At 62.9% G+C, this 25,174-nt stretch carries 25 protein-coding genes; 9 read left to right on the top strand and 16 right to left on the bottom strand.

What is annotated here, in order from left to right:
• The first annotated feature begins 8 nt into the window (after window positions 1–8).
• Entirely contained in the window at window positions 9–1,226 is a 1,218-nt protein-coding gene (locus ABIE20_RS04710; protein WP_429503209.1) for a class I SAM-dependent methyltransferase, read from the top strand.
• A 51-nt stretch (window positions 1,227–1,277) separates the two neighbouring features.
• Here ABIE20_RS04710 and ABIE20_RS04705 read toward each other — a convergent pair whose 3' ends face one another.
• The 5 genes from ABIE20_RS04705 to ABIE20_RS04685 form a co-directional block, all read right to left on the bottom strand.
• Window positions 1,278–2,171 (bottom strand): DMT family transporter, encoded by an 894-nt coding sequence (locus tag ABIE20_RS04705; RefSeq protein ID WP_429503207.1) that lies wholly within the window; start codon window positions 2,169–2,171, stop codon window positions 1,278–1,280.
• A gap of 95 nt (window positions 2,172–2,266) precedes the next feature.
• A complete protein-coding gene (locus ABIE20_RS04700) occupies window positions 2,267–4,819 on the bottom strand; it encodes a TonB-dependent hemoglobin/transferrin/lactoferrin family receptor (RefSeq protein ID WP_429503680.1) in 2,553 nt (850 codons plus the stop codon).
• Between the two features lie 114 nt (window positions 4,820–4,933).
• On the bottom strand, window positions 4,934–5,887 hold the full coding sequence (locus tag ABIE20_RS04695) for a FecR family protein (RefSeq protein ID WP_429503205.1): 954 nt from the start codon (window positions 5,885–5,887) through the stop codon (window positions 4,934–4,936).
• The gene (locus tag ABIE20_RS04690) at window positions 5,884–6,423 is read right to left on the bottom strand and encodes an RNA polymerase sigma factor (protein ID WP_429503203.1); all 540 of its coding nucleotides are present in this window, start codon (window positions 6,421–6,423) and stop codon (window positions 5,884–5,886) included. The genes ABIE20_RS04695 and ABIE20_RS04690 overlap by 4 nt, the downstream gene beginning before the upstream one ends.
• Before the next feature lie 86 nt (window positions 6,424–6,509).
• Window positions 6,510–7,532 carry a DUF4917 family protein gene (locus ABIE20_RS04685; RefSeq protein WP_429503201.1) on the bottom strand — a complete coding sequence of 341 codons (1,023 nt, stop codon included), beginning with the start codon at window positions 7,530–7,532 and terminating at the stop codon, window positions 6,510–6,512.
• Between the two features lie 111 nt (window positions 7,533–7,643).
• Here ABIE20_RS04685 and ABIE20_RS04680 point away from each other — a divergent pair, with 111 nt between their 5' ends.
• From ABIE20_RS04680 to ABIE20_RS04655, 6 genes are all read left to right on the top strand, one after another.
• Window positions 7,644–8,714, top strand: coding sequence for a glycerophosphodiester phosphodiesterase (locus tag ABIE20_RS04680; RefSeq protein ID WP_429503199.1), 1,071 nt, complete (start codon window positions 7,644–7,646; stop codon window positions 8,712–8,714).
• A 69-nt stretch (window positions 8,715–8,783) separates the two neighbouring features.
• Complete coding sequence (locus tag ABIE20_RS04675) at window positions 8,784–9,422, top strand: LysE family translocator (RefSeq protein WP_429503197.1); 639 nt, start codon at window positions 8,784–8,786, stop codon at window positions 9,420–9,422.
• Between the two features lie 77 nt (window positions 9,423–9,499).
• The gene (locus ABIE20_RS04670) at window positions 9,500–10,039 is read left to right on the top strand and encodes an RNA polymerase sigma factor (protein ID WP_429503195.1); all 540 of its coding nucleotides are present in this window, start codon (window positions 9,500–9,502) and stop codon (window positions 10,037–10,039) included.
• Window positions 10,032–11,000 carry a FecR family protein gene (locus ABIE20_RS04665; RefSeq protein ID WP_429503193.1) on the top strand — a complete coding sequence of 323 codons (969 nt, stop codon included), beginning with the start codon at window positions 10,032–10,034 and terminating at the stop codon, window positions 10,998–11,000. Before ABIE20_RS04670 ends, ABIE20_RS04665 begins: the two co-directional genes overlap by 8 nt.
• A 69-nt stretch (window positions 11,001–11,069) precedes the next feature.
• Complete coding sequence (locus tag ABIE20_RS04660) at window positions 11,070–13,484, top strand: TonB-dependent siderophore receptor (protein ID WP_429503191.1); 2,415 nt, start codon at window positions 11,070–11,072, stop codon at window positions 13,482–13,484.
• 7 nt (window positions 13,485–13,491) lie between these two features.
• Window positions 13,492–15,087 carry an alpha/beta hydrolase-fold protein gene (locus ABIE20_RS04655; RefSeq protein ID WP_429503189.1) on the top strand — a complete coding sequence of 532 codons (1,596 nt, stop codon included), beginning with the start codon at window positions 13,492–13,494 and terminating at the stop codon, window positions 15,085–15,087.
• Window positions 15,088–15,114: 27 nt separating this feature from the next.
• On the opposite strand, the gene ABIE20_RS04650 is transcribed toward ABIE20_RS04655, so the two are convergent.
• Window positions 15,115–16,857 (bottom strand): SulP family inorganic anion transporter, encoded by a 1,743-nt coding sequence (locus ABIE20_RS04650; RefSeq protein WP_429503187.1) that lies wholly within the window; start codon window positions 16,855–16,857, stop codon window positions 15,115–15,117.
• Between the two features lie 148 nt (window positions 16,858–17,005).
• Here ABIE20_RS04650 and ABIE20_RS04645 point away from each other — a divergent pair, with 148 nt between their 5' ends.
• Both ABIE20_RS04645 and ABIE20_RS04640 read left to right on the top strand, forming a co-directional pair.
• A complete protein-coding gene (locus tag ABIE20_RS04645; RefSeq protein WP_429503185.1) occupies window positions 17,006–17,410 on the top strand; it encodes a DUF2388 domain-containing protein in 405 nt (134 codons plus the stop codon).
• A gap of 255 nt (window positions 17,411–17,665) precedes the next feature.
• Entirely contained in the window at window positions 17,666–18,877 is a 1,212-nt protein-coding gene (locus ABIE20_RS04640) for a tyrosine-type recombinase/integrase (protein ID WP_429503183.1), read from the top strand.
• Window positions 18,878–18,887: 10 nt separating this feature from the next.
• On the opposite strand, the gene ABIE20_RS04635 is transcribed toward ABIE20_RS04640, so the two are convergent.
• The 10 genes from ABIE20_RS04635 to ABIE20_RS04590 form a co-directional block, all read right to left on the bottom strand.
• A complete protein-coding gene (locus ABIE20_RS04635; protein WP_429503181.1) occupies window positions 18,888–19,100 on the bottom strand; it encodes a helix-turn-helix transcriptional regulator in 213 nt (70 codons plus the stop codon).
• The gene (locus tag ABIE20_RS04630) at window positions 19,097–19,723 is read right to left on the bottom strand and encodes a hypothetical protein (protein WP_429503180.1); all 627 of its coding nucleotides are present in this window, start codon (window positions 19,721–19,723) and stop codon (window positions 19,097–19,099) included. Before ABIE20_RS04630 ends, ABIE20_RS04635 begins: the two co-directional genes overlap by 4 nt.
• Window positions 19,716–20,258 carry a DUF2786 domain-containing protein gene (locus tag ABIE20_RS04625; RefSeq protein ID WP_429503178.1) on the bottom strand — a complete coding sequence of 181 codons (543 nt, stop codon included), beginning with the start codon at window positions 20,256–20,258 and terminating at the stop codon, window positions 19,716–19,718. The genes ABIE20_RS04630 and ABIE20_RS04625 overlap by 8 nt, the downstream gene beginning before the upstream one ends.
• Window positions 20,242–20,475 (bottom strand): hypothetical protein, encoded by a 234-nt coding sequence (locus ABIE20_RS04620; protein WP_429503176.1) that lies wholly within the window; start codon window positions 20,473–20,475, stop codon window positions 20,242–20,244. Before ABIE20_RS04620 ends, ABIE20_RS04625 begins: the two co-directional genes overlap by 17 nt.
• Entirely contained in the window at window positions 20,468–20,677 is a 210-nt protein-coding gene (locus ABIE20_RS04615) for a hypothetical protein (RefSeq protein WP_429503175.1), read from the bottom strand. Before ABIE20_RS04615 ends, ABIE20_RS04620 begins: the two co-directional genes overlap by 8 nt.
• Window positions 20,670–21,287: a hypothetical protein gene (locus ABIE20_RS04610; protein ID WP_429503173.1), complete on the bottom strand. Its 618-nt coding sequence runs from the start codon at window positions 21,285–21,287 to the stop codon at window positions 20,670–20,672. Before ABIE20_RS04610 ends, ABIE20_RS04615 begins: the two co-directional genes overlap by 8 nt.
• 2 nt (window positions 21,288–21,289) lie before the next feature.
• The gene (locus ABIE20_RS04605) at window positions 21,290–21,553 is read right to left on the bottom strand and encodes a hypothetical protein (protein WP_429503171.1); all 264 of its coding nucleotides are present in this window, start codon (window positions 21,551–21,553) and stop codon (window positions 21,290–21,292) included.
• Between the two features lie 76 nt (window positions 21,554–21,629).
• Window positions 21,630–22,013, bottom strand: a complete 384-nt coding sequence (locus tag ABIE20_RS04600) for a hypothetical protein (protein ID WP_429503169.1) — start codon at window positions 22,011–22,013, stop codon at window positions 21,630–21,632.
• A gap of 50 nt (window positions 22,014–22,063) precedes the next feature.
• Window positions 22,064–22,207: a hypothetical protein gene (locus ABIE20_RS04595; RefSeq protein WP_429503167.1), complete on the bottom strand. Its 144-nt coding sequence runs from the start codon at window positions 22,205–22,207 to the stop codon at window positions 22,064–22,066.
• Between the two features lie 52 nt (window positions 22,208–22,259).
• On the bottom strand, window positions 22,260–24,968 hold the full coding sequence (locus ABIE20_RS04590; protein WP_429503678.1) for a toprim domain-containing protein: 2,709 nt from the start codon (window positions 24,966–24,968) through the stop codon (window positions 22,260–22,262).
• Window positions 24,969–25,174 lie beyond the last annotated feature (206 nt).

The following is a 25,174-nucleotide window of genomic DNA, read 5'->3' as shown; positions in this document are numbered from 1 at the left end:
CTTTCCCGATGTCCGATTCCCCCACCGCCCAGGCCGCGCCGGATGCGCGTGCGCAGTTTCTGAGCCTGCTCGCCACCAGCCTGGAACAGAACGCCCTGATCAAGCTGGTGCTGGCGCGCCATGTCGGCAACGAAGAAACCCTGCAGCGCATCATCGCCAAGCCGCTGACGGTCAAGGGCCAGGCCTGCGTGTCGTTCGTCTACCGCTACAAGACCCGCGATATCACCCGCAACCTGGGCAACGATGAAGCCCTGGCGCTGGTTGGCGAGCTGCTGCCGGCGTCGTTTCGCAACGCCCATTTGCTCAGCCTCAGCGACGAAGCACAGCTGGAATTCAGCAAGAAGGGCAAGCCGATGCTGCATCGCAGCGCCGTGCAGCAGGCGCGCCAGGCGCCAGCCGGGGAGCATGACCGCGAGAAAAAGCGCTACCTGGAGCTGAGCCGGCCGTTCTTGCACGACCTGGGCGTGACCGACAAGCAGCAGGCGCTGATCCCGGCGATGTCGCGCAAGTGGAAGCAGATCAACAAGTTCATCGAAGTGTTTTCCCACGCCCTGAATTCGGCGCCGTTGGCCGCCGACCAGGCGCTGCGGGTGGCCGACTTTGGCTCGGGCAAGGGCTACCTGACCTTCGCCATCCACGATTACCTGCGCAATACCCTGCAGCGCGAGGCGCAGGTTACCGGCGTCGAACTGCGCGCGGACATGGTCGAGCTGTGCAACGCCGCCGCCTCGCGCCTGGAGCACCCGGGCCTGGTGTTCGAATGCGGTGACGTGCGCAGCGTGGTGCCGAGTGCCATCGAGGTGATGATCGCCCTGCATGCCTGTGATATCGCCACCGACTACGCGATTCACACCGGTATCCGCTGTGGCGCGGCGATCATCATGTGCTCGCCGTGCTGCCACAAGCAGATCCGCCCGCAACTGCACAGCCCGGGCTTGCTCAAGCCAATGCTGCAGTACGGCCTGCACCTGGGCCAGCAGGCCGAGATGCTCACCGACAGCTTGCGCGCCTTGTACCTGGAAGCCTGCGGCTACGAGACCAAGGTCTTCGAGTTCATTTCCCTGGAGCACACCAACAAGAACAAGATGATCCTCGCGGTCAAGCGCCAGGCACCGGTTGAGGCTTCAGCATTGTTGGAGAAGATCCAGCAGCTCAAGGCGTTCTACGGGGTCAAGGAGCATTGCCTGGAGACCTTGTTGCGCGCCGATGGCTTGATTCCTGCCTGAAGACTTTGCAACGCAGGGCCACTGTGGGAGCCGGCGTTGCCGGCGATAGCGTCAGCCCAGCCCCCGCACCGGCGCAGGATGCACCCGGGTCTTGCGCCCCAGCACCACCGTGGCAATCACCCCGGCGGCAAACAGCCAGGTAATCGGCTCGACCTGCTCGCCAAAGAACAGCGCCGAAAAGGCGATGGTGAAGAAGATCTGCAGCAGCTGGATCTGGCTCACCCGGGCAATGCCGCCTAGGGCCAGGCCGGCGTACCAGGCAAAGAAGCCGATGAATTGCGAGAACAGCGACACATAGCCAAACGCCCACCAGACCTTGCCGCTCACCGGCCCCTGGTGCTGCAAGGCCAGGTAAATCACCGGCCCGAGCAACAGCGGCGCCGACAGCACCAGCGCCCAGCAGATGACCTGCCAGCCACCCATCTCTCGCGCCAGCCGGCCGCCTTCGGCATAACCCAGGCCGCCCACGGCAATCGCCGCGAGCATCAGCAGGTCGCCGGCCTGGATCTGCCCGGCGCCCATGATCATCGCGTAGGCCAGCACCAGCGCACTGCCCAGGGCGGCGCAGGCCCAGAAGGCTTTCGATGGCCGCTCGTGGGACAACCAGGCGGCGTACACCGCTACGCATAAAGGCTGCAGGCCGTTGACCAGCGCGCCGTGGGACGCCGGCACGCTTTGCATGGCCCAGGCCGAGAACACCGGAAACCCGAGGATCACTCCCAGCGCCACCAGGCTCAGGCCCCTGATCTGCGCCCAGGTCGGCCATTTTTCCCGGCGCCAGAGCAGCAGCGCCGCTGCCGGGATTGCCGCCAGCAAGGCTCGCCCCAGGCCATTGAGCAACGGGTGCAGTTCCTGCACGACGATGCGGGTCATGGGCAGGGTCAGGCTGAAAATAATCACACCGAGAAGGCCAAGGGCCATCCCGGTGTTTTCGCGGCTGGACATACGGAGCGCCTGTGGCAGATAAGTGACTTCATTGAGCCACAGGGCGGACGGATGATCTTGTTACAGTTACTGACAAGTTCATCCGTACAGTTGCCTCAGAAGAAGCGGGTGATGCTGACCTTGGCGTTCCGACCCTGGCTGTAGGCGTATTCGCCACTGAGCTCGGAGCGGTAGTCCTTGTTGAACAGGTTGTCGACCGTCAGGTTCACCTCGGTGCCTTTCAGGTACGGCTGCTGCGGCTTCCAGTTGGCGAACAGGCCATGGATCTGATAGTCGTCGTTGGCATAGTGGTCGTAGTAACGGTCACCCAGGGCGCTGGCCGGGCCTTCGCGGTAGTTGTCGCTCGGCAGGCGGTCGGTCTTGCGCACGAACTGCGCCTGCCAGCCGACCTTGGCGTCCCAACTTGGGATCTTCACACCCAGGGTAGTGATCCACTTCGGCGCCGGAATATCCTTGGCCCAGACGTCCGGCCCCCAGGGGTTGGTGTAGGCGCCTTCATGGCGGCCGGTCATCCACGAGTAGGACACCGAGCCGAACAGGTAGGTCGAGTCGTAGAAACTCTCGACCTCGAAGCCCTTGATGGTCACGCCCTTGAGGTTGCGGTAGTTGGACATCAGCCCCTTGCCGCAGGCATCGGAGATGCTCTCGCCCTTGACCAGCTGCGCTTCGCAGCCGATGCCGGTGGCCTTGAAGATCTCGTCCTTGATCTCGTTACGGAACAGCGTGGTGCGGATCTGCATGCTGTCGTCGGCGGTGAAGACGTTGGCAAAGTCGGTGACGTTACCGGCGCGCAGGGCGGTGATGCGTTCCGGGTCCAGGTTGCGGCTGCTGGCGGTGCGGCTGCCGATGCCCTGCACTTCATACTGTTCATCGAGGACCGGGGCGCGCCAGGTCTTGCTGTAGTCGGCAAAGAAGGCGGTGTTGGCGGTGGCTTTCCAGAACACTGACAGGCGCGGCGACCAACCGGTGTAGGTTTTCTCGCTGTAGTCGTGGCCGTTCTCGGCAACGTTGTAGTACGGCGCCTGGTTCGGCTTGCCCTTGTTGGCAACATGGTCGTAGCGCAGCGACGGGGTGATGGTCACGTCACCGAGGGTGATAGCGTCCTGAATGAAATAACCCTGGCTGTCGACGGTACCGCTGGGCATGAAGTACGGCTGGTAATGGCCGTTGTTGTACTTGGGAATCTCGTAGCTTTTGCCGGGCATCCACATCTGCGTGTCACGGTCGTGGTGACGGATCTGAAAGCCGCTGGTGAAGGCGTGTTCCAGCGGGCCGGTGGCGAACAGACTGGTATTGCGCACATCGAGCATCTGGTCCTGATATTCGGTGTCCATCTTGCGCCCGCCGGTGGACGGCTGGAAGAACGCCGTGGCATCGCGCTCGTCGGTCTGCTTGGTGTCGGACTCGGAGTATTTGACCTGCAGGTCGATCAGCGGGTTGTTCACCGGCTGATACTTATAGGTGGTCGACCAGGTGGTGTCGGTGGTCGTGCGATTGGCCAGGAAACGCTTGAGGGCATCCTTGTAGCCGAACCTGTTGATGTCCGACTGGGTTGGCGGTGTCGGGTAGGCGGTGGACGAGAACGGCGCCCAGCGCTCACTTTCCGAGCGCGACCAGGAGAAGCCCAGGCTGTGCTCATCAGTGAAATGCATGTTGGCCTTGAGCAGCGCGCCGTCCAGGTCCAGGGCACTGTTGGGCAGGCGCTGGGGGTTGATCGGGTAGCGGCCTTCGGGGTCGGGCAGGGTGCCGGCCAGCTTCATGTCGTCGCCGTCGCGCTTGGTCAGGTACACCAGGGCGTCCATGCGGCCATCGTCGGTGCGGCCGAACAGCGCCGAGCTGTAGACCTGCTGATGATCGTTGCTGGCGTAGCCGTATTTGAGCATGGCGCCGCTGTTGCGGCCTTCCTGGAGCAGGTCGGGGGCGTCCTTGGTGGTCATGTTGACGCTGCCGCCGAAGCCGCCGTTGCCGGTGTAGATCGAGTGCGGGCCCTTTTCGACCTCGATGTTCTTGATCAGCTCCGGCTCGATGAAGATGGTGCCTTGCTGGTAGCGCTCGAAGCCGCTCTTGGTCGCGCCATCGACGGTCATCGGCACGTCTTCGGCATCGCCCAGGCCCCAGATGTTGATGGTCTGGCCACCGGGTTTGGCCGAGCCCCCCATGTTCACCCCGGGCAGGGTCGCCAGCACGCTGGGGATGTTGCTTGGCTGATAGCGGTCGATGTCTTCCTGGGTCAGGGTCGAGCGGCCGACGGTGCTCGGGTCGACCTGCTGGCCGTCACCCACCACGCTCACCGCGCCGAGCTGGATGCTGTTGTCGGCGGTGGCGTCGTCTTCGCGCAGGCGCACCACATAGGTGTTGCCGACCTTGACCAGGGCAAAGCGGCTGTTGTGCAGCAGCTGGCTGATCGCCTCCAGCGGTTCGTAAGCACCTTGCAAGGCCGGGGCCTGGACGCTGTTGAGCAAGGATTCGTCAAACAGCAACTGCAGCTTGGCCTGCTGCGCCAACTGGCTCAGCGACGCCGCCAAAGGCTGCGCCGGCAGGTCCAGTTGCACCGGCGCGGCCTGGGCTTGCAGGCTCAGGGCCAGGCACGCGGCCAGCAGCGAAGGACGAACAGACAACGGCTTGAAAGGAGCAAACGCACGCAAGATAAAACCCCCCAATACGGCAACAAAGGCCAGAAAAGGCCTGCAGTGATTACGCAGACGGGAGGAAGACGCAGGGCTGCGGAAAACCCTCACATGCGAATGAAAAATATTCTCAAATTACCGTTTGCGTTCGATCCGCACACGGCCGTCGGCGAGGTTCACCGCCTTGATCGGCAGCAGTGCCGGCAGGGCATTGAGCAGGGCGTCGGGGTCATTGACATCGAGATTGCCCGAGACCTTGTAGCGCCCCAGCGACGGATCGGCGAGCAGCACCGGCGCCGCACGATACAGCGACAGTTCATCGATCAGGCTGGCGAGTTCGCGGTTGCGAAAACTCACGTGGCCGCTGCGCCAGTCGGCGATTTCTGGAGCGCTGAGGTTGTGCACGTTGAGGCTGCCGCGTGCCAGGTCATAAACCGCTCGCTGGCCGGCGCTCAACAGCACCGGCGGGCGGTTCTCGCCAGGGGTTTCCAGGGCCACCTGGCCATGGGCGACGCTGACCACCAGCTCCTGCTGGCCGCGACGCAGGTCGAAGCCGGTGCCGACTACGCGTACCCGGGCACTGCCGGCATCGACGAACAACGGCCGCTCCTTGTCGGCGGCCACTTCGATGTACAGCTGGCCCTGGTCGAGGCGAATCAGCCTTCGCTCGTTGTCAAAACTCAGGCTCAGGCGGGTGCGGGCGTTGACGTCCAGCTGGCTGCCATCGGGCAGGGCCAGGTGCTGCGGGCGGTCACTCTGCACCGCCAGTTGTTGCTGGTGATGGCGGCTCGGCAGGCCGAGGTTGGCCGCCAGCACCGCGCACACCAGCCCGGCGGCGATGGCCAGGGCCGGTCGCCAGCGTGGCGGTGTGCGCTTGGGCAGGGCGACCGGTTTGTTCAGGCTCTTGAGCGCGGCCAGGTCGTCCCACAGTTGTTCAAATTGGGTATAGGCGCGGGCATGCTCGGGGTTTTGCAGCCACTGGGCGAAGGCCTTGCGTGCTTCGCGCGAGCTGTCGTTGCGGTTACGGGTAAACCAGCTGGCCGCCTGGGCATCGATGCTGCGCTTATCGATTTCAGGAGTGGGGGTCATTCTGGCTGCTCCATGCCGTTGTCACTGTCCAGGCGTTGCTTGCAATGCAGCAGGGCCGCGGCGATGTGCTTTTCCACCATGCTGACGGAAATACCCATGCGCGCGCTGATCTGCGCCTGCGTCAAACCTTCGAAGCGGTGCAGCATAAGGGCTTCGCGGCGGCGCGGCGAGAGTTCGGCGAGGACAAGTTTCAATTGTTCCAGGCGTTGTTGCTGCTGGGCATGGCTGAGCGGGTCGCTGGCGGTGCCGGCTGGTGTCTGTTCGCTGGCCTGGGCATCCTCGTCGAGCACACTGTGGCGCACCTTCTGCCGACGCCAGTGATCGCTGAGCAGGTTGCGCGCCATCTGGAACAGGAACGCCCGTGGTTGCTCGACCCGCGCCCGGTCGCGATAACCCAGCCACTGGGTGAACACGTCCTGGGTCATGTCTGCCGCATCGTTGGCATTGTCCATGCGCTTGCGCAAAAAATGCAGGATATCGGCGTAGAACCCGCGACAGGTTTCGTGGGCCAAAGGGTCGGGTTTGGGGCGCGGCATGCAAGCTTTCCAGGACGGACCGGAGAGAAAGGTTGCGAATGGTATCGAGAATAATTGTTATTTACCATGCCTGTTTTTCTTGTTGCTCAACGCCGCTTGCGGATCGGCACCGGCACCGCGACTTCCAGGCCAGACGCTCCCAGCGGGTGGCTGGTGGCATCGAAAAAGTGCAGTTGCAGCTCGGGCATATCGGCAAAGCGCTGCACGTGGTGCTGCTTCTGGCTGATGATAGAGGCTGCACTCAACGGCCGGATGGCGATGGCCAGGTGCGCCGGGTGCGCTTGCTTGATCGCCTCCAGCAGGTGGCGGTCGGTGCTGTCCAGGTGCTGGCCGAAAATGCACAAGCCGCCCTGATGGCCGGCCAGTTCACCGAGCGCCCAGCTTAAATAATCGGAACTGCGGATGGCCTTGAGCTTGTCGTCGCTGCTGCTTTCGTTGACGAACAGCGGCACATCACCGGGGGTGTTGACGGCAAAGCCGTCGAGCAACTGGCCGTCACTGGCGCTGCGCTGGCGGGTGCTGCCGTCCTGCTGCTTGAGCAGGTGCAGGCCGCCATGCAGGTACAGCATGCGCGTGCCCGGGCCGCGTGTACGGCGGATATCGAAGTTGCCGTCTTCATCGAACAACTGCTGGAAACCTGCCGGCCTCTGGCTGGCTGCCCAATGGCAGATCAGGTCGTAGTTGCTGGAGTAGACGCTCTGGTAGTTGCCCAGCTCGCGGTTGATCAACTGCAAGGTCTGGCTCGGCAGCATGCGCCAGGGGATGTGCACGCTGCGGATGGCGTGGATCAGCGCTTCCTTGATCGCGTAGTAGCGGTTCAGCGGCGCCGAGGAGCTGATCGCCAGCGCGGCGTTGATCCGCACTGTGGTGTTCAGGGCACTGAGCACCGGCTCGAACAGCTCGCTGCCCAGCGACTTGAACAACGCCTGGTCGCTCAGGTTCAGGGGTTTGTGCCGCACCCGCTGGGCCTCCTCGAACAGCGAGAAGTAGCTGAACGGCCGCCACAGCGCCCGGCTGGCGCCATTGCCCAGCAGCAGGCCGCTGCAGGGGTGACTGGCGTTCAGGTCTGGCCAGTGGTTGAGGCTGGCGTCGAGGTCGGCGTGGGGCATCGGGCATCTCTGTGGCAGGGCAGGCAATCGCCGCGACTTTAGCATGCAACCGGTTTGTCATCAGCGTTGGCGACTATGCTGGATTCGCTGCACAGCAAAGGAAGGTTGAAAATGTTCAACGCAGTTGCACGAGTGGGTTGCCTGGCGCTATTGCCGCTGGCGGCGCTTGCCGAGGCCGGGCAGGGCAGTGAGCTGGCCAGGGCGCAGGGCATTGCCTATCCGGCGGTAATCGCCCATCGCGGCGCCTCGTATGATGCACCGGAGTCCACGGCGCCGGCCTATCAACTGGCGCGGGAGCTGGGCGCCGATTACCTGGAGCTGGACCTGCAGCGCTCCAGTGACGGCGTGCTGGTTGCCGTGCATGACGACAACCTGCGGCGTACCAGCGATGTGGCCGAGCGCTTTCCCGAACGCCAGGATCAACCGGTGAGCGCTTTCACCCTGGCCGAGCTGAAATCGCTGGACGTCGGCAGCTGGTTCAACAAGGCCTACCCCGATCGTGCCCGGTCAAGCTTCAAGGGTTTGAAAATCCAGACCCTCGATGAAGTCATGGATATCGCGGCGGCCAACCCGCAACATCAGCCCGGCTTGTACATCGAAACCAAGGTACCGAACCTGTTCCCCGGCATCGAAGCCGACCTGAACAAAGCCCTGCAGGCCCGTGGCTGGCTTGAGCGGCCGGGCAGGGTGGTGCTGCAGAGTTTTGACCGCAACAGCCTGGCGCTGCTGCACCAGCACATGCCCCGGGTGCCCAAGGTGCTGTTGCTGTGGATCGGCAAGGGCAGCATCGAGCCCGCCTCACAGCAGACCTTCGCCGAGTCGGGTGAAACCGACAAGGCCGCCTTCTATGCCCGTCAGCAACCCCGGGACAAGGCCGAATTCGAGCGCTGGCTCGATTATGCCAAGGCCGACGGCGCCATCGGTACCGGGCCGTCGGCGGCGCTGGCCGGGGGCGGCGCGCAGAGTTACGCCGACCTGGTGCAGCCGTGGATGAACCAGCTGAGCCACGACAAGGGTTTGCTGGTGCACGTGTACACCGTCGATGAGCCGGTGGATTTTCGCCAGGTGCTGGAGGCGGGCGTCGACGGCATCTTCAGCAACCGCAGCGGCCAGTTGCTGCGCTATCTGGGCCGCCCAAGTGCCCGCAGCGAGGCGCAGATCCTGCGCGCCGAGGGCTACTGACAGGCTGGCTGGCACTGCGCGGCTGCCGTAGACTTCGCGCCTTGCACTGACTTTCAGGACGCTGCCCCGATGACCTTTTCGCTGCTGTTCGCGGTAATCGCTTCCGGTTTTATCTACGGTATTACCCCCGGCCCCGGCGTGCTGGCGGTGCTCGGCATTGGCGCCACCCGCGGGCGCCGTGCCGGTGCCGGGTTTCTCTGCGGGCACTTGCTCGGCGATGTGCTGTGGTGCAGCACGGCGCTGGTGGCGATCGTCGGTGCCCGGCAAATCGGCAGTTCGGTGTTCGACATCCTCGGAGTGATCAGCGGTTTGTACCTGTTCTGGCTGGGCATGCGCGCCTTGCGCAGCCGCCCGGGCAACGGCGATGGCGAGCAGGGGCCGGTGCGCAAGCCGTTCTGGCATGGCGTGGTGTTCGGCCTGACCAACCCCAAGGCCTACCCGGTGGCGGTGGCGACGTTCACCGCCTTGCTCTCGAGCCGCGCCGAAGCGCTGGACTGGTCGATGCTGCCAGCCTTGATCGCCCTGAGCTTTGTCGGCGGCTTGCTGGCCTACCTGATTCTGATCGGTGTGGTCGGTGCCCGTCATGTGCGCACCCTGTACACCCGCTACGAGCTGTGGATCACCCGCGCCTGCGGGGTGATGTTCATCGGCTTTGCCGTCAATGCCCTGGCCCACGCCTTGCCGGGGCTGCTGCCGCGCAACAGCTGAGGGCTGGCAGAAGGCCGCACAGGTATGTGAGAATGATATGAATTCCTATTCATGTCTTTCTCCCACGCCGGACCTTCATGACTTCGCTCTCAACGCCCTGGACCGCCGCAGCCCCGGCCTTGCAGGCAGTTGTCCACGACCTGCTGGCAAACTACAGCGACTTGCGCCGTTACCTGTGTGGGCGCCTGCGCAACCCGGATGATGCGGCCGACATTGCCCAGTCGAGTTTTGCCCAGGCGTATGCCCACGCCTTGAGCGCGCCGGTGGTCAACGCCCGGGCGTTGTTGTTCCAGGCCGCGCGCAACCTGTGCATCGATCAGTACCGGCGGCGCAGCAACGAGCTGGCGGCGCTGGAAGACTGGCTGACCCGCGCCGATGTGCTGAGCCCCAGCGTTGAAGACATCATCATCGCCCGCGAGCAGTTACAGCAACTGATCGAGCGTATCGAGCGCATGCCGCGCCTGCGCCGCGAGGTATTCGTCCGCGTGCGTTTGCACGGCCAGCCCCATCGCCAGGTGTGTGCCGAGCTTGAGCTGTCGGCCAAGGCCGTGGAGCTGCACATCGCCCGGGCAGTGTTCGATTTGTCCGAGCTGAGCCTGGCGGCACGGCATGCCTGAGTCGTCGCCGGTTTCTCCACGCAAGGTGCAGCAGGCCCTGACCTACCTGGCCGCGCTGAACAGCGACGACCCGCAGCGGGTGCAGCAGGTACACGGCCAGTTGGAGCGCTGGCGCAGCAAAAGCAGCGAGCACGAACGGGCCTGGCAAGAGGCTGAGCAACGCTGGCAACTGGTCCATCGGTTGACCCCGCAACTGCGTACGGCAGTCACGCCGGAGCCGCTCAATGTTAGCCGTCGGCGTCTGCTGCGCCAGGGCGGCGGCTTGCTGGTGGCGGTGGCCGGGGCCAGTTGGCTGGGTTGGCTGTGGCGGCGTACGCCGCAGTTCGATCGCCTGCTGCAGACCGTGCATGCCGAACCGCCGCGCCGGGAGACCCTGCCCGATGGCAGCCAGTTGTTGCTGGCGGCCGAAACCAGCCTGCGTATCGAGTACAGCAACGGCCTGCGCCAGGTTCGCCTGCTGCAGGGCAATGTTTGTTTCGATGTGGCACGCGAGCGCTTGCGGCCGTTTCTGATCACGACCCGCCTGGGTGAAATCGAGGTGCTGGGCACGGCATTCAGCGTCAGCGATCGCGGTGGCGAGATTCAGGTGGCGGTGGCTCGCGGGCGGGTCGAGGTACGTGGCCTGCGCGAAGGCGCGCAGGTACTGCGGGCCGGTGAGCGCATCAACCTTGATGGGCAAGGCCGCTTGCTGACGCTCAGGGCCGACCCGCATGCAGCGGCGAGTATCGAGCACTGGCAGCGGGGCTGGTGGTCGTTCACCGATGCGCCGCTGGCCGAGGTGATCGCCGAGGTCAACGCCTATGCCCTGCAACCGGTGACCCTTGACGATGGCGCCGCCCAGTTGCACCTGACCGGCAGCTTCCCCAGCGACCAGCCGGAAATGCTCCTGCAGACGCTGCCGAAAATTCTCCCGGTGAGCCTGGTCAAGCAGGGGCAGCAGCGCACCCTGCAACGGCGCTGAAAAAGTTTTGAGGGGTAACGGCGAAGTGGCCCGTCTTCATCGCTGAACCCACCTCTGCAAGGACAGATCATGTCGCTTTCCCATGCCCGCCCGGCACATCCTGTGGCTTTCCCCGGTACCCTGCGTCGGCTGGTGCTGGCCTGTGCCCTGGGCAGTGCCAGCCTGTTGCCGTTGAGCGCGGCCCATGCCGCCGTCCTGGCTGCCGATGCGCAAGCCTTGAGCCTGAACCTGCCGGGGCAGTCCCTGGAAGCCGCTGTGCATGCCCTGGCCCGCGAAGCCGGCGTGGCGATCGCCGCCGACAGCCAGTTGCTGGCCGGCCGCAGTGCCCCGGCTTTGCAGGGCCGGTTCACCCTGCAGCAGGCCTTGCAGCGCTTGCTGGCCAACAGTGGCCTGGTGGCCAGCGAAGAAAACGGCGTGATCATCCTGCGCAGCCTCGACAGCGATGGCGCCCTGACCCTTGGCGAGCTGAACATCAACGCCAGCAGCAACCCCAACGGTATCCCCGAGGCCTACAGCGGTGGCCAGGTCGCCCGCGGCGCGCGGCTGGGCATGCTGGGCAATCGCGATGTGATGGAGACGCCGTTCAACGTCACCTCCTACACCGCCCAGCACATGGAAAACCAGCAAAGCGGCACGGTTGGCGCGGTGCTGCGCAGCGACCCGTCGATCCGCTTCAGCACCGGTGAAGGCCACGCCTACGAGAACTTCATGATCCGTGGCTACTCCCTCGATTCCACCGAGCTTGCACTGAACGGATTGTACGGCCTGGCCCCGGACGGCCACGTGGCGACCGAGTTCCTTGAGCGGGTCGAGGTGCTCAAGGGGCCCGGCGCCTTGCTCAACGGCATGGCGCCCAACGGCGGCGTCGGCGGGGTGATCAACCTGGTGCCCAAGCGCGCCGGCGAAGCACCGTTGACGCGCCTGACCAGCAGCTACGTGTCCGACGGTTATGTCGCCAACCATATCGACCTGGGCCGGCGCCTGGGCGATGAGCAGCGTTTCGGCATCCGCTTCAACGGCGTTTACGGCAGCGGTGAAACCGGCGTCGACCAGCAATCCAAGGACCGCACCCTGGCCTCCCTGGGTATGGACTATCGCGGCGATGGCTGGAAGCTCGAGCTGGATGCCTACGAGAGCCATGAAAAACTCGAAGACGGTAGCCCGATGATGGCCGGCTTCAGCAAACTGGGTCATGTCACCAAGGCGCCGAAACCGGACACCAACATCCTCGACGGTATCTCGGCCAAGCAGATCAGCAAGGCCGTGGTGCTGCGCGGTGAATACGACCTCAACGACGACTGGACCGCCTACGCCAGCGTCGGCAGCGCTCGCACCCGCTACAAGGGCTTTCTCAATGGCACCCGGGTGATTGTCACTGGTGCCAACGGCGATGCCAGCGGCGAGACTTACAACCAGGCCGGCTACACCCACAGCCTGTCCACCGAAGCCGGGGTACGTGGCAACTTCGTCACCGGCCCGGTAAACCATCAGGTGGTGTTGAGCACCACCTTGCTGCACCAGGACATCGGCCGCGCCGCTACCGTGACCAGCAAGAAGTACGTGACCAATATCTACCACCCGGGCAAGCCGATCATTGCCGGCGATATCGGCTCCAGCGACAAGACCGGCGACAACACCCTGTCCAGCTTCGCCGTCGCCGACACCCTGGGCTTTATCGACGACAAGGTGCTGCTGACCCTCGGTGTACGCTCGCAGCGGGTGCGGCAGAAGATGAGCAACCCGGCCTACGACGAACGCGCCCTGACCCCGGCCCTGGGCCTGGTGCTCAAGCCCTGGGACGCGCCGGTGTCGCTGTACGCCAACTACATCGAGGGCCTGACCCAGGGCGGCATGGTCACCGACCTTGCCGCTGCCAACTACGGCGAGCAGTTCGCCCCGTACAAGGCCAAGCAGATGGAGGCCGGGGTCAAGTGGGACCTGGGCGACTTCACCCACACCCTCAGCGTGTTCCAGATCGAGAAGCCGAGCATGCTTCTGGATCGGGCCAGCAACCGTTACACCGACGATGGCGAGCAACGTAACCGCGGCGTTGAATGGAACCTGTTCGGCTCGCTGACCCCGAGCGTGCGCCTGCTCGGTGGCGTCACCTACACCCGCGCCGAACTGACCCGCACCGCCGGCGGCACCTTCGACGGCAACACCGCCCGTGGGGTGCCGGCCTGGTCGGCCAACCTCGGCGCCGAGTGGGATACCCCCTGGATCGAGGGCCTGACCCTGACCGCGCTGGGCATCCACAGCAGCTCGCAGTACCTCGATAGCGCCAACGACCTGAAGATCCCGCAGTGGACCCGCTACGACCTCGGCGGCCGTTACAGCACGCGCATCCTCAGCAAGGACGTGGTGCTGCGCGCAAGCCTTGAGAACGTCGAGAACCGCGCCTACTGGGCCGGGGTGTTCAACGACGGTTACGCGACGGTCAGCGAGCCGCGCACGCTGAAACTCTCCGCCAGCATCGATTTCTGAGGTGACCATGCAGACCTTCAATCAATGGCGCTGCGCCCTGGCGCTGGCCCTGTGCGTGAGTGGCAGCGCGATGGCAAGCACCGATAACATCCTGCAACCCGGGCAAACCGTCAGCGCCAGCTTCGCCCAAGGGCTGCAACCGGTCTGGACCTTGCAGCTCAAGGCCGGCGACCTGGTCCAGGGACGACTGCAGGGCGATGCCAGCCTGCGCCTGCTCGATGCCCAGGGCCAACCTGTGCGGATGTTGATCGATGGCCAGGACCAACCGCGCGAGTTCATCTTCATCGCCGAACGTGATGGCGCCTACGGCCTGCGTGCCGAGGCGCTCGCCAGCCGGCCGCAAGTTACCTACGCATTGACCCTCAAGCAGGTGATCGCATCTGCTGAACAGAAGCGCAGCGCTGACCCGTTGCAGAGCCAGACCTTGCGAGCGCTGCAGCAACAACTGGCCCAGGGCGCGAGTACCGAAGCGTTCTGGAGGGCGCGCCAGCAGCAGGGCACGCCGATGGTCGAAAACGTGGCAGACCAGCCCGGCATGGCCCTGGTGACCTTCCTCTGGCGCGGTGCGCAGGACAACGTGCGTGTGTTCGGCGCGCCCTCGGGCAATCATGATGAGCTGCAACACCTGGGCGACAGCGACGTGTGGTTTCGCAGCTATCTGCTGCCGGCGTCTGCGCGCCTGAGCTACCAGATGGCCCCGGATGTTCCGGCCTCCGATGATCGGCGGATGATCCTCGCCAGCACCCGCCGCGATCCCCTCAACCCCAACGGCTTTGCCGATGGCAGCGGCGACCCGTTCCTCTCGCGCTCGCGCCTGGAGCTGCCGGCAGCACCGGAGCAACCCTGGGTTGCCGAGCGTCCCGGCATTGCCCGGGGCAGCCTGGAACGCAAGGTGTTGAGCAGTAAATTGCTGGGCAACGAGCGTGACGTTTACCTGTACCGCCCGGCGCAGTGGCAGGCGGGAGCAAAAGGGCAGGGCTTGCTGGTGCTGTTCGATGCCCACGCCTATACGCGCCAGGTGCCGACCCCGACGATTCTCGACAACCTGATCGCCGACGGCCTGATTCCGCCGACCGCGGCGCTGATCGTCGCCAACCCCAGCGACCTCAGCCGCCAGCAGGAACTGCCGCCCAACCCGCAGTTCGCCCGCTTCATGGCTGAAGAACTGATGCCCTGGGCGCGCCGGCAAGGTCTTGCGGCAGCGCCAGAGCGCACCGTGGTGGCCGGTTCCAGCTACGGCGGCCTGGCGTCGGCCTACCTGGGCCTCAAGCACCCGCAGCTGTTCGGCAATGTGTTGAGCATGTCCGGTTCCTATTGGTGGGGGCGTGAGGGCGAAGAGCCGGGCTGGCTCACCCGCGAATACGTCAAGGCACCCAGGCAAGCGCTGCGCTTCTACCTGCAGTCGGGCCTGTTCGAAGGGCCGAAGATCCTCGATACCAACCGCCATCTGCGTGACGTGCTGCTGGCCAAGGGGTATGCGGTGGCGCAGGTCGAGTACCCGGCCGGGCATGATTACCTGCAGTGGCGGGGGAGCTTGCCGTGTGGCTTGATCAGCTTGATCGGCAACGTTGCGCAAGTGCCCGAGGCCTGTCAGCTCCGGTAATGGCTCGATCGCGGGGCAAGCCCGCTCCTACCCATCTGTAGGAGCGGGCTTGCCCCGCGATGCCGTTTCCATCCCCGGCACCGTTGCCCTGCGACTGCGATTGCGCCACAACCGATATGCCCTGATCCCCGAACGCACCGAGCCAAACAGCAAGCCGTTCTCCATCTCCCGGGCGATCCCCGAGCGCACCAGCATGCGCAAGAAACGCCCGCGTGCCCGGGCGATGCCGAAGTAGATGCCGCGGGCTGTCAGGGTATCGCGCACCTCGCGCAGGGCAGCAATGCCGCTGACATCGATGGAGCTGACCGCTTCGGCATCGAACAGCACCGCGCGTGGTTGCTCCTCGCGCTGTACCGCCTCGAGCAAACGCATCTTGAAGTAGTCAGCGTTGAAGAACAGGATCGCATCGTCAAAGCGATACACCACCAGCCCCTGCACCGTGCGCGCATCCTGGTGGCGGCGGATGTCGACCTGGCCTTCGATGCCCGGCACCCAGCCGAGCACCGCATCGGTGGGCTGGTAGATGCTGTAGAGCAACCGCAGGATCGCCAGGGTCACAGCGATGATGATGCCCGGCAGCACACCGACGCCAAGCACGCCGACGGTGGTCAGCACGCACAGCCAGAACTCGAAGCGGCTGAGGTGGTAGATTTTTTTCAGCGACTGCACATCGATCAGCCCCCAGCCGGCCATCAGCAAAACTGCACCGAGGGCAGCCTGGGGAATCCAGGCCATGGGCGTGGTGAAGGCCAGCAGGATCAGGGCGATGACCAGCGCGGCGATGATCCCCACTAACTGGCTTTTGCCGCCGACCATGTCGTTGACCGCGGTACGCGAGTCGGCGCCGCTGATGGCAAAGCCCTGGGATACCCCGGCGGCAATGTTGGTGACACCAAGGGCCAGGAACTCATGGTTGGCATTGATCGCATAGCCATGGCGGGCAGCAAAGCTACGCGCGGTGAGCATGGCGCTGCAAAAGCTCACGGTGGCGATACCCAGGGCATCGCGCAGCAGGTTTTTCATTTCTTCCAGATTGGTTTGCGGCCAGGCCAGTTCCGGCATGCCGGCCGGCACCGGGCCGAGAATCGCCACGCCAAAACGGTCGAGGCCGAACAATCCGACTATCAGGGTGGCCACGGCCACGGTCACCAGCGCCGCCGGCAGGCGCGGGTAACGGCGCGGTAGCCAGATCAGCAAGCCCAGCCCGGCGAGGCCGATCAGCAGGGTCAGCCAGTGGATTTCACCCAGGCGCTGCAGCAGGTTGATCAGGCTGAGGACAAAGCCGTTACCCTCGACTTGAAAGCCCAGCACCTTGCCCAGCTGCCCGGCCAGCAGGCTCAGGCCGATACCGTTGAGGTAGCCGATGAGGATCGGCCGCGAGAAAAAACTGGCGATGAACCCGGCCCGCGCCAGCCCGGCACCGATCAGCATCAGGCCGACGAGGATGGTGACGATCACCGACAGCTGCGCCAGCCGCGCCGGGTCGCCCATGGCCAGCGGTGCAATCGCCCCGGCAACCATGGCGCAGGTGGCGGCATCCGGGCCGACCATCAGCTGCCGGGAACTGCCGATCAGCGCGTAGACCATCATCGGCAGGATGCACGCATACAGCCCGTATTGCGGCGGCAGGCCGACGATCTGCGCATAGGCAATGGCGATGGGGATCTGGATCGCCGCCACCGACAAACCGGCCTGCAGGTCATGGCGAAACCATTCGCGGCGGTATTGCAACAGATTGGCCAGGCCAGGCAGCCAGCGGGAGAGAAACATGCACGGGTCCTTTCGAGTGTTTCGCGGTGGGCTATTAAAGCGCAGCGCGCGGCGCCTGGGCAGGGCGTCAAGTCAAAAACACTGCTGTTAAGTCTGGCTCAAGCCGTGGAGAATGCCGGCCGATTACAGGGGCACTGAATGGACGCCGATGGAACGCAAGATCAATAGCTGGAAAAAGCCCGCAATTCTGCTGAGCCTGGCCTGGTGCTGCAGCGCTCAGGGTCAGGGCGACATCTTTGGCAGCGGCGGCGACGTCGACGGCATGTTGACTCTGGGAGCAACGGTTTATCTGCCCTTCATGCTCACTGGCGCTACCACCTATGGCCCCACCATGGCCTCCGAGGCCAGTTCCGGCAAAGATGGCAAGCAAGTGATGGCGCAAGCTCGCGACGATGCTGCGGCGTTCATTGCCAGCAACGGCGCTTACCGGGGTGTCTACCTGGAGTCGGCGTTGAATTGGTTGCGTAGCGAAGGGCGTGCGCCTGGCGCAACGGATCGTGAGCTGGCCCAGGGAATACTGGTGCTGGCAGCAGTTGAAGCGAAGGGGCGTTAGCGAAACAGCCACCAGGGCGGTGGCCAAGGCCTCAGCTGTGCTGGCGCCTGGAAGAAGCTGGAGCGGGTGAAGGGAATCGAACCCTCGTTATCAGCTTGGGAAGCTGGGTCTGATGGTGTATCAGGCAGGTTCAGTCTGTATCATTTCGCCCGTAAAGCCCCGTAGTACGGGCCTGCCCGGGGAACGGCCTGTTTCAAGCTGTTTCACCCAATTTCATATTGCTTCGGCCAAACGGCCCCCATAAACGGCCCCCAAATGCTAACTGAGAAACAAATCAAGGCAATGAAGCCTGGCGAAAAGGAATACACGGTCTCGGACGGCCGCAGTGCGAGGGGGGAGGGCGTGCTCTTTCTGCGGGTGCGACCCAACGGCACCAAGGAGTTCTACTTCCAGCGGCGGGTCAACGGGTCCAAGACAAAATCTAAGCTGGGCACTTGGCCGACAATGGGGCTAGCGGCCGCGCGTGAGCTGAGCCGGGTGGAGAAAGAGGTGGCGGTAGCTCCTGCCACTCTCCTGGACCTGATGGACAACTACGTCAACAAGCTGGTCAGTGAAGGCGCGGCCTCTGCCGAGGATGTGAAGTGGTCGTTCAAGCGTTATATCGCCGAGCCATTTCCCGCTCTGGTCAAGCGGCCTGCCTGCCTGATTGGGCCTGCGGACATCCGCGACATCCTGTCCCGAATGATCGCCGGCGGCGTGACTACCTACTGCAACCGCGTCCGATCGCGGCTGCACGCAGCCTTCCAAGTCGGTCTTGAACAAGAGTTCAACCCGCGCAGTTACCAGAAGACGGACCGCAAATTCGGTCTCTCCAGCAACCCCGTGGCCAGCGTCCCCGTCCAGGCCGACTGGGAGCAGCCCGGCGATCGAGCACTGTCGGCGGAGGAACTGGCGTACCTCTGGCAAGTCCTGCCGGAGCACCTGAGCTTGGTGACCTCGGAGCTGATCAAGTTCCTGATCGCGTCCGGGGGACAGCGGCCGGAGCAACTGTTGGCGACTGAGCGACGGAGCTATCTGGACGACCACCTGGTGATCCGCAACAAGAAGGGGCGCGGCATCGAGGGCGAGCGATCGCTGCACGTCGTCCCATATAACCAACTGATGCGTGACAGCCTGCAGGTGATGGATGAGATCAGCGACACCAGCGCCTACCCATTCCAGGGCAAGGCAGAAGGCACGGCGTTGCACACTAATTCGCTGTCCAGGGCGGTGACCAAGCTGTATGGCCGGCACGCCGACAAGTTCAACGGGCCGTTCACGCTTCGGGATCTCCGGCGGACCTGTAAGACGCTGATGGCCAAGGCCAGACTGAGCAAGGAGTTACGGGACCGCATCCAGGGGCATGCGTTCGGGGATGTGTCGTCGAAGCATTACGACCGTTACGACTACTTCGACGAGAAGCGGGCAGGGCTGCGCCGGTGGGAAGCTTGGCTGCGGAAAAACGTCATTGCAGCCGAACAGGAATAGATGAGGCCGCTTACGCGGCCTCGGTGATGGATGTTTGCCAGTTGTCCGGATCGTTCTGCCAGGCCTGCACAGCGGACTGTCTCCAGCCCACCCGGCCGGCAGAGATCACAACCGATGCTGGAAATCTGCCGCGTTTGATCTGCCGCCACAGCGTGGAGCGGGAAAAGGACGTCACTTCCAGGACGTCTTTCTCAGAGATGAAACGATCAAGAGTTCTGGTCATGGCGCATTCTCTTCGCCACAGTTAGGGCAGATGTTGAAACGCTGCCGATCGTTAAGGAAACGCCCGCAGCCACCGCAATTGATCAGGCTGCCATAGCTCTTGGTGCGTTGGCGTTTTGGCGGGGACAGCTTGAGATCTACTGCCCGTAGCGCCTGCTTGTGGTCGAGCTGCACGGCTCGCACGACCGGGCGCGAACGATCGACGATGTAGCCGCACGGCCAGAGCTCAAAGCCTTTCGACCGGTAGCTGGCGGAATCCGGGGCACCAGGATGAATTGCGTCTTCCAGGTTCGCGGTCGGGCCTGTACCGCCGAGCCAGACAAGATCGTTTCCATCCCAGTCGCGTGCGTAGGCCACGTAAAAACGACCATCTACGTTGTGGTAGGCCTCGGCCTCGGATCTGGTGAGGTACTGGCAATCGACTCCTATTTCGGCCCGTGCCCGGATGTATTCCATGGGCCAGGGTAGGTCGGTTTCCCTGCTTTCGTACTGCCTGACTGCGCGTTCACGTGTGAACTGCTCGGCCTCATTGAGGTTTGAGGTATAGCCGCCGCCTAGGCGCCAGAACATTGTTCGGCTACCCACGTTGTTACGACTGTCCTGGAGGTAGAAGAAATCAGTCATGGGTGGCCTCCCTTTGATGTACTAGGCGAGGGTTAACCGCTGTGGGCTGGATAGTTGAAGCCATAGTCATTACGCGGAAGTCGCGCTCGGACAACAGCGGTTCAACGTCGTCGCTGGGTGTAGTCGGAAACAGACGGTTGGCTTGCACGAATGCCGAAAAAGCATCCTGGAAATGCGCTTCGAGGGCTTTGCGCAGCGTGTCGTAATGAAGCTCAAACTCGACAGCCTCCGCCGGGGTTACCTTAACCCCGATCTGCTTCGGCCGCTGCTTGCTGCGGTAAGCGTCGGGACTATCTGTGTTACACACCTTTGCGAGGATCTGGGCAGCGAGGCGGGTTTCGAACTTGGAGGGAGCAGGGAACCAGCAGATTTCGCGACGCTCATCAGCCAGGTCATCAAGCTTAAGTCCATGGCGTGCGAGCAGCGTTTCAAGCATTCGCTGTGCATTAGCCTTCTCGCCTCCCACTCCGCGTTCAGCCAGGGCCTGCAGCTTGCGCAGTTTCTCCTGGACCTTCTGATCAATTGACTGCGTCATTGATAGCCTCATCAACGGGATGGAAATGGAAAAGCACGTGGCCTTGGGGAAGGTGGTTACTGTCTTGCTCCTGCAGCTCGCCACCCCAGAGTTCAAGCTTGCGTAGCAGAGCAACGGCCGCTTGAAGCGGCCCTTCCGAGCGACTCGCGCTGGTCTTCCGCCCTTTGGCGCGGGCCATGTAGCTGCCCAACGTTGGTTTGACGATGATCTCAAGCATGTCGACGTACCTTCTGTGCGTGCTTGGCTTCGACGTTGGCCATGTAGGCTTCCCATTCGGCGCATTTCCGCTGCTGGCGGATCTTGCTGCAGCGCTGGTGGGAGCGCGTTGAACGGGCCTTGCCACATACATCGCAGATGCAGGGAAGGTCGAGAAAGTGAACGGCCAGGCGCGGCCGCTGTTGAGTGCTTGCCTTATCCACGGCTTACCCCCTTGGCTGCTTTGAATGCTTCCTCACGGGCATTCCGGGCCGTTTCGTACTCACTGGCGGTGATCTCGATGACACCTTCGATCCAGCCGTAGGAGGGCTGGCCAGCCGCTACTTTCTCCAGGTGTTTGGCCTGGTCGAGGTGATAACCCAGATTGAAATAGGCCACGCCATCCAGCTCGAACTTGATCCCACCATTCAGCAACAGGTTGCCGGTGTTGATGCCGGTCTTTTCCCAGTAGGTATGGTTGCTCAATCGTGGAGGGCATAGCTTCGCCCAAAGCTCCAGCAGACGGCTGTGCTCAGCTTTGTAAGCTGCCCGATCTTCCTTGCTGCCACCCTTTGGAAGCAGGGGGGTACTTCGAAGGCTGCGATACCCATATTCGTCTGGGCGCCGCCAGTACACGTCCAGTTCTTTACTGGCACTGAGTTTCACCCCACCGGCGTAGTGGCAAGTGATGTCCCGCATCGAGGCGACCTGGCCGCCGAAGGCCTCACCGAGAACTACCAGTGCTGCCTGCTGCTCAGCCTTTTTGGTGTAGAACTCCTGCACGATGGCCACAATGGCTGGAGCTTCTGTTTTGTAAAAGTGACGGATGCTCATAATCAACGCTCCCCCATCAGGGCGCGGGTCAGGGCGTTCGGCTGTCCAGCAGGTGTCAGCTTTTGCAGTGGCTGTACGCTGCAGCGGCCATTGCCGCCCCGAATGGTTGCAACCTGGCCATCGATCTCGATGATCTTCCCGGTGCGGGCACTGAGGCGGTAACCGCGACCTTCTTTCCGCATGGCAACATAGGAGACCTCGTCGCCGACCTGGAAAGCGGTTGTGGTAGCCTGCTCGGTGCTGACTTCTTGGGTTTGTACTTGCATGGTGCTTCTCCTTGGGGTTGGTAGGCGCTGGGGAGTTGCCGCTCTCCAGCGCCGTCTTTTTTCCGGTTATCCGGTTTCAGTTGAGGCGGTACTGCTTGCTGTCCTCTATCACGTACAAATCCACGTCACGCAGGCGGTACAAACCGCCGGGCCCCCCATGAATGACGTAATCATCAAACGGTGCCTTTTTGACACGGACTGAAAAGACTTCGCCCGTCTGGTGGGCGTACTCGCTGGTTTTCTTGAGTTGGGCGTAGAGCTGCTGACCGGCAGGGGCACAGCCAGCTGGGCCGTGTGCGGCCTCAAACCCTAGCCACGCCGCGCGGGTCTCCAAGTTAAGGAACGTGGTGTCGGTCCCCGACAAGTCTCTGGACAGGTCGTAGCCTCGCGGAACCGCCCAGTCCTCGAAGGCCATGACCATTTCAAGATTGTCGATTTGTTTAGTGTTCTTTGTTTGCACAGTGCTTCTCCTTGGGGATACCCAGGCGTTGCCGCGCCCGGGCGGGTTGATCAATGAACCAGGTTGTTGAGCAGATCAGGAACGGCGTAGCCGACTGCCAGCAGCAGGGCCAGGGTCAAGCCACTGGCAATCAGGGTGGCCAGCGTCTCGCGCCGACTGGGGTGGTAATGCTCGTCGTGGTTCTCGTTGCGCATGGTGCTTCTCCTTGGGGTTGATACCTGGGCGTTGCCGCGCCCTGGCGAGTTGTCAGGCCTGGAACATCCAGCACCGGACGGTCTTGCTGGTGTTGAACGCGTCTGTCTGTCTCGCTGAGTTGACGGGCTTGTTCGACTCCAGAAATTTGGGGGACTTGCTGGTTTTGAGTAGGCGCTTCAGTTCGCTCAGGGCCGGCACTTGTTGGCGCTTGTTGGCAGCCAGCTCGACAAATTCATTGAGGTTCACGGCAATCAGGCCTTGTTTGCGGGCATGGTTGAGGGCGCCGTTGTCATCCATGCCGTTGAGGAAGTCGTAGAGGTCCCAGAACTCGCGCACGGTTGGGTGATCGGCGTTGATAGCCTGCTGGCGTTCCTCGGCCATACGGCCGATTTCTTCATGCACCAGGGCGGCGCGCTTGTCGCCAAGTGGCACGACAAGGCACAAGCCATCAACCAGGCTGCGCAGTTGGGCGTGGTTTTTGGCAATACGCACGGTACGGATGCCAGGGCGCTCAAGCAGCTCCTGCTCATACTGGGAAGTCCGCTCTTCCAAGAGCCGCATAATCTCGGCTTCGCGCTGCAGGGCTTTGATCAGAAAGCCGCTGACCCGCTCCATCGGCATACGCTCCAGTTCTTCGGCGAACAACTTGGTCTCCGGCGTGTGGTGCTCGCGGGTCAAGTGAACGTGGCAGATCCGCTGCAAGATCGGCTCGGAGGCATTGACCGGGTTGTTCTGGGCAATCAGCAGCGCGCCACGGAAAGGCGGTTCGCGGGTGTCGTTGCCGTTGTTCTTGACGCCGGTAGAGCGGACGCTGCGGCCGTTGTAGGCGGTCTTCAGTTCGTCCCAGTCGAAGTGCTTCACCGGCGCACCATCCTTCTGCTCTCGTTCGGACTCGATCAGAACCACGGGCAGATTGCCCACCTGGGCGAAGTTACGGGCACGGCTCACCGGGGTGGCCTTGGACGGGTCGAAGCCTTCGTATTCCGTGCGCCCTACCAGCTTCCAGAACAGTTCCACGAGGGTGGTCTTACCTGAGCCCGCTTCGCCGACAAGTTCCAGAAAGCAGATGGTTTTCTGCTTCTGGCGGATTTGCTCGGCGGTCAACGCACCCAGCCACCAGGCCAGCACCACCACGCCACGCACGCCGAAGCAACGCCAGAACACCTCGAACCAGCCCTCGTTGTAGCCATTGAGGTCGGTATTGATGGTGAGCACCGGTGACTGGCTCTGCGACTTGATGCTCAGTTGCCCGAGGTCGAAGAAGTCTTCCTCGTTGAGCTTGTGGACCTTGCCGTTTGTGATGGCGATGTCATTGAAAACATAGACCCCGTGCTCGCGTGAGTAGCCGATCCAGTCAATGGTGTTTACGGTTTTCAGGCGATCGAGCTGCGGTTCAATCAGACGCTCCAACTGCAGAGCGGTGCCGGTGAACATGGCCCCGCTGGAAATGTTGAGCAGTCGCTTCTTGAACTCCGGGGCAGACGATAACTGTGCGGCGCTGAAGGTACTTTTGATTGCCGCAGCGTCAGGTCGCTCGACGCGGAAGTAGTACCAGGCCTCGTCGGTCAGTTCGTTGCGCATGAAATACAGTGCTTGAAAGTGGCAGTTGGCAATGCGAACTACGTGGCCGCATTGGCGCATAGCCTTGTCGCGCTTCTGCTGATCGTTGAGCAACTGATCCTCTTGGCGATCCGAGGTTTCAAGGTCCCGCATCGCACGATCGAACTTCTCCAGGTCGAACCTGAACCAATACAGCCGTGTCCTGAAGGTGAAAGAAAACTCGCTGCGTGGGTGCCAGTCATACATCAACAGCCCTTTTTCCTCAGCGGACTCGGCCAGTAACAAGGCCCCCTCATGCCGGGCTTCCTTCAGGTCTTTTTCAACCCGCTTGGTACGCTCGTCGTCGCCTTCAATGAAGGTCCAGCGCAGGTGCAAGTCGTTCCAATCAAGCTTTTTGCTCCCGGTCTGCGGGATCATTGCCGCTTCACAGGTGAAGCCCAGCTCGCGGGCTTCCTTCACCCAGCGGCGGGTGTTGGCGCGTGCGACCGGTTCGTTGTCCAGAGCCCAGACCAGTCTCGGGAGGCGCTTCCCCGCGTCCTGGCGCAGCTTGATCAGGTCCTTGAGTGAGTCGATCGGCAACGGTGCGCTCGACATCATCGATACTGCGGCAGTGTCATGGTGCAGGAGGGCGATGGCATCAAAGATGCCCTCGACAATCCACAGTTCATCGATTGCTAGCAGGTCCACACTGGGTGGACACCACCAGACACCCTTGTAGCTTTCCCCGGGTTTGAAGCGAGCCTTCTGCTTGCCGAAACGCTCAGGCCGGTCAATCAGGCGTTCCCAGTGGCCGCCTTTGTCCAACGGGAAACGCACAGTGGCGCTGCCGGCGTTGATATCCCTGCTCCAATAGTTTTCCTGGGTGAACCAACCCTTGATCAGGTCGATTCGAAAGCCCCGGGCGAATTCCAGATAGGCGCGAGCGGTGGCAACGGGATCTTCCTGGGTTGCCGGTGCTGTCTTACTCCAGTCGTTGAAGAGGTCATCGTAGATGTCCTTGATGTGTACCCGGTGGCCACACTTTTCTGGGCGTCCACAGATCAACATCCACGGCGAGTCATGGAATGTGTACAGGGTATTTTTCTGGCACCGGTGCGCCGGGCATTTGCCTTTGCGCATGTAATTGGTGCCGGTCATGTGCTTCAGGCCGTAGTCGCGCTCAAGGCGATTCAGCACTTCGCTCCTGAGTTTTTCTTTCATCTGCATGGCGTGGGCCTTAATGATTGGCTTCGAGGGCAGCCCGCAGGGCACCGATCGTTTGTTTATGGCCGTCCAGGGCGGGATAGTCGTCGAGGATTCGCCGGCTGCGCAGAGGCTCAGGAACCTGGCGATAACGGTCGTCGTACCAATGCTCGGACAAGCAACGGCGCAACTCACTGCGCAGGTTCGATAACAAGGCCTGGGCC

This window comes from Pseudomonas sp. 2835, assembly GCF_050435905.1.
Lineage (GTDB): Bacteria > Pseudomonadota > Gammaproteobacteria > Pseudomonadales > Pseudomonadaceae > Aquipseudomonas.
The sequence above is the reverse complement of the archived record's forward strand: the minus strand, read 5'-3'. Positions and strand labels throughout refer to the sequence as shown.

What these genes read in the sequence shown, in the direction of transcription:
- ABIE20_RS04710 (WP_429503209.1), top strand. Translation starts at nt 9, where the DNA reads ATGTCCGATTCCCCCACCGCCCAGGCCGCGCCGGATGCGCGTGCGCAG.
- ABIE20_RS04705 (WP_429503207.1), bottom strand. Translation starts at nt 2,171, where the DNA reads ATGTCCAGCCGCGAAAACACCGGGATGGCCCTTGGCCTTCTCGGTGTG.
- ABIE20_RS04695 (WP_429503205.1), bottom strand. Translation starts at nt 5,887, where the DNA reads ATGACCCCCACTCCTGAAATCGATAAGCGCAGCATCGATGCCCAGGCG.
- ABIE20_RS04690 (WP_429503203.1), bottom strand. Translation starts at nt 6,423, where the DNA reads ATGCCGCGCCCCAAACCCGACCCTTTGGCCCACGAAACCTGTCGCGGG.
- ABIE20_RS04685 (WP_429503201.1), bottom strand. Translation starts at nt 7,532, where the DNA reads ATGCCCCACGCCGACCTCGACGCCAGCCTCAACCACTGGCCAGACCTG.
- ABIE20_RS04680 (WP_429503199.1), top strand. Translation starts at nt 7,644, where the DNA reads ATGTTCAACGCAGTTGCACGAGTGGGTTGCCTGGCGCTATTGCCGCTG.
- ABIE20_RS04675 (WP_429503197.1), top strand. Translation starts at nt 8,784, where the DNA reads ATGACCTTTTCGCTGCTGTTCGCGGTAATCGCTTCCGGTTTTATCTAC.
- ABIE20_RS04670 (WP_429503195.1), top strand. Translation starts at nt 9,500, where the DNA reads ATGACTTCGCTCTCAACGCCCTGGACCGCCGCAGCCCCGGCCTTGCAG.
- ABIE20_RS04665 (WP_429503193.1), top strand. Translation starts at nt 10,032, where the DNA reads ATGCCTGAGTCGTCGCCGGTTTCTCCACGCAAGGTGCAGCAGGCCCTG.
- ABIE20_RS04660 (WP_429503191.1), top strand. Translation starts at nt 11,070, where the DNA reads ATGTCGCTTTCCCATGCCCGCCCGGCACATCCTGTGGCTTTCCCCGGT.
- ABIE20_RS04655 (WP_429503189.1), top strand. Translation starts at nt 13,492, where the DNA reads ATGCAGACCTTCAATCAATGGCGCTGCGCCCTGGCGCTGGCCCTGTGC.
- ABIE20_RS04650 (WP_429503187.1), bottom strand. Translation starts at nt 16,857, where the DNA reads ATGTTTCTCTCCCGCTGGCTGCCTGGCCTGGCCAATCTGTTGCAATAC.
- ABIE20_RS04645 (WP_429503185.1), top strand. Translation starts at nt 17,006, where the DNA reads ATGGAACGCAAGATCAATAGCTGGAAAAAGCCCGCAATTCTGCTGAGC.
- ABIE20_RS04640 (WP_429503183.1), top strand. Translation starts at nt 17,666, where the DNA reads ATGCTAACTGAGAAACAAATCAAGGCAATGAAGCCTGGCGAAAAGGAA.
- ABIE20_RS04635 (WP_429503181.1), bottom strand. Translation starts at nt 19,100, where the DNA reads ATGACCAGAACTCTTGATCGTTTCATCTCTGAGAAAGACGTCCTGGAA.
- ABIE20_RS04630 (WP_429503180.1), bottom strand. Translation starts at nt 19,723, where the DNA reads ATGACTGATTTCTTCTACCTCCAGGACAGTCGTAACAACGTGGGTAGC.
- ABIE20_RS04625 (WP_429503178.1), bottom strand. Translation starts at nt 20,258, where the DNA reads ATGACGCAGTCAATTGATCAGAAGGTCCAGGAGAAACTGCGCAAGCTG.
- ABIE20_RS04620 (WP_429503176.1), bottom strand. Translation starts at nt 20,475, where the DNA reads ATGCTTGAGATCATCGTCAAACCAACGTTGGGCAGCTACATGGCCCGC.
- ABIE20_RS04610 (WP_429503173.1), bottom strand. Translation starts at nt 21,287, where the DNA reads ATGAGCATCCGTCACTTTTACAAAACAGAAGCTCCAGCCATTGTGGCC.
- ABIE20_RS04605 (WP_429503171.1), bottom strand. Translation starts at nt 21,553, where the DNA reads ATGCAAGTACAAACCCAAGAAGTCAGCACCGAGCAGGCTACCACAACC.
- ABIE20_RS04595 (WP_429503167.1), bottom strand. Translation starts at nt 22,207, where the DNA reads ATGCGCAACGAGAACCACGACGAGCATTACCACCCCAGTCGGCGCGAG.
- ABIE20_RS04590 (WP_429503678.1), bottom strand. Translation starts at nt 24,968, where the DNA reads ATGAAAGAAAAACTCAGGAGCGAAGTGCTGAATCGCCTTGAGCGCGAC.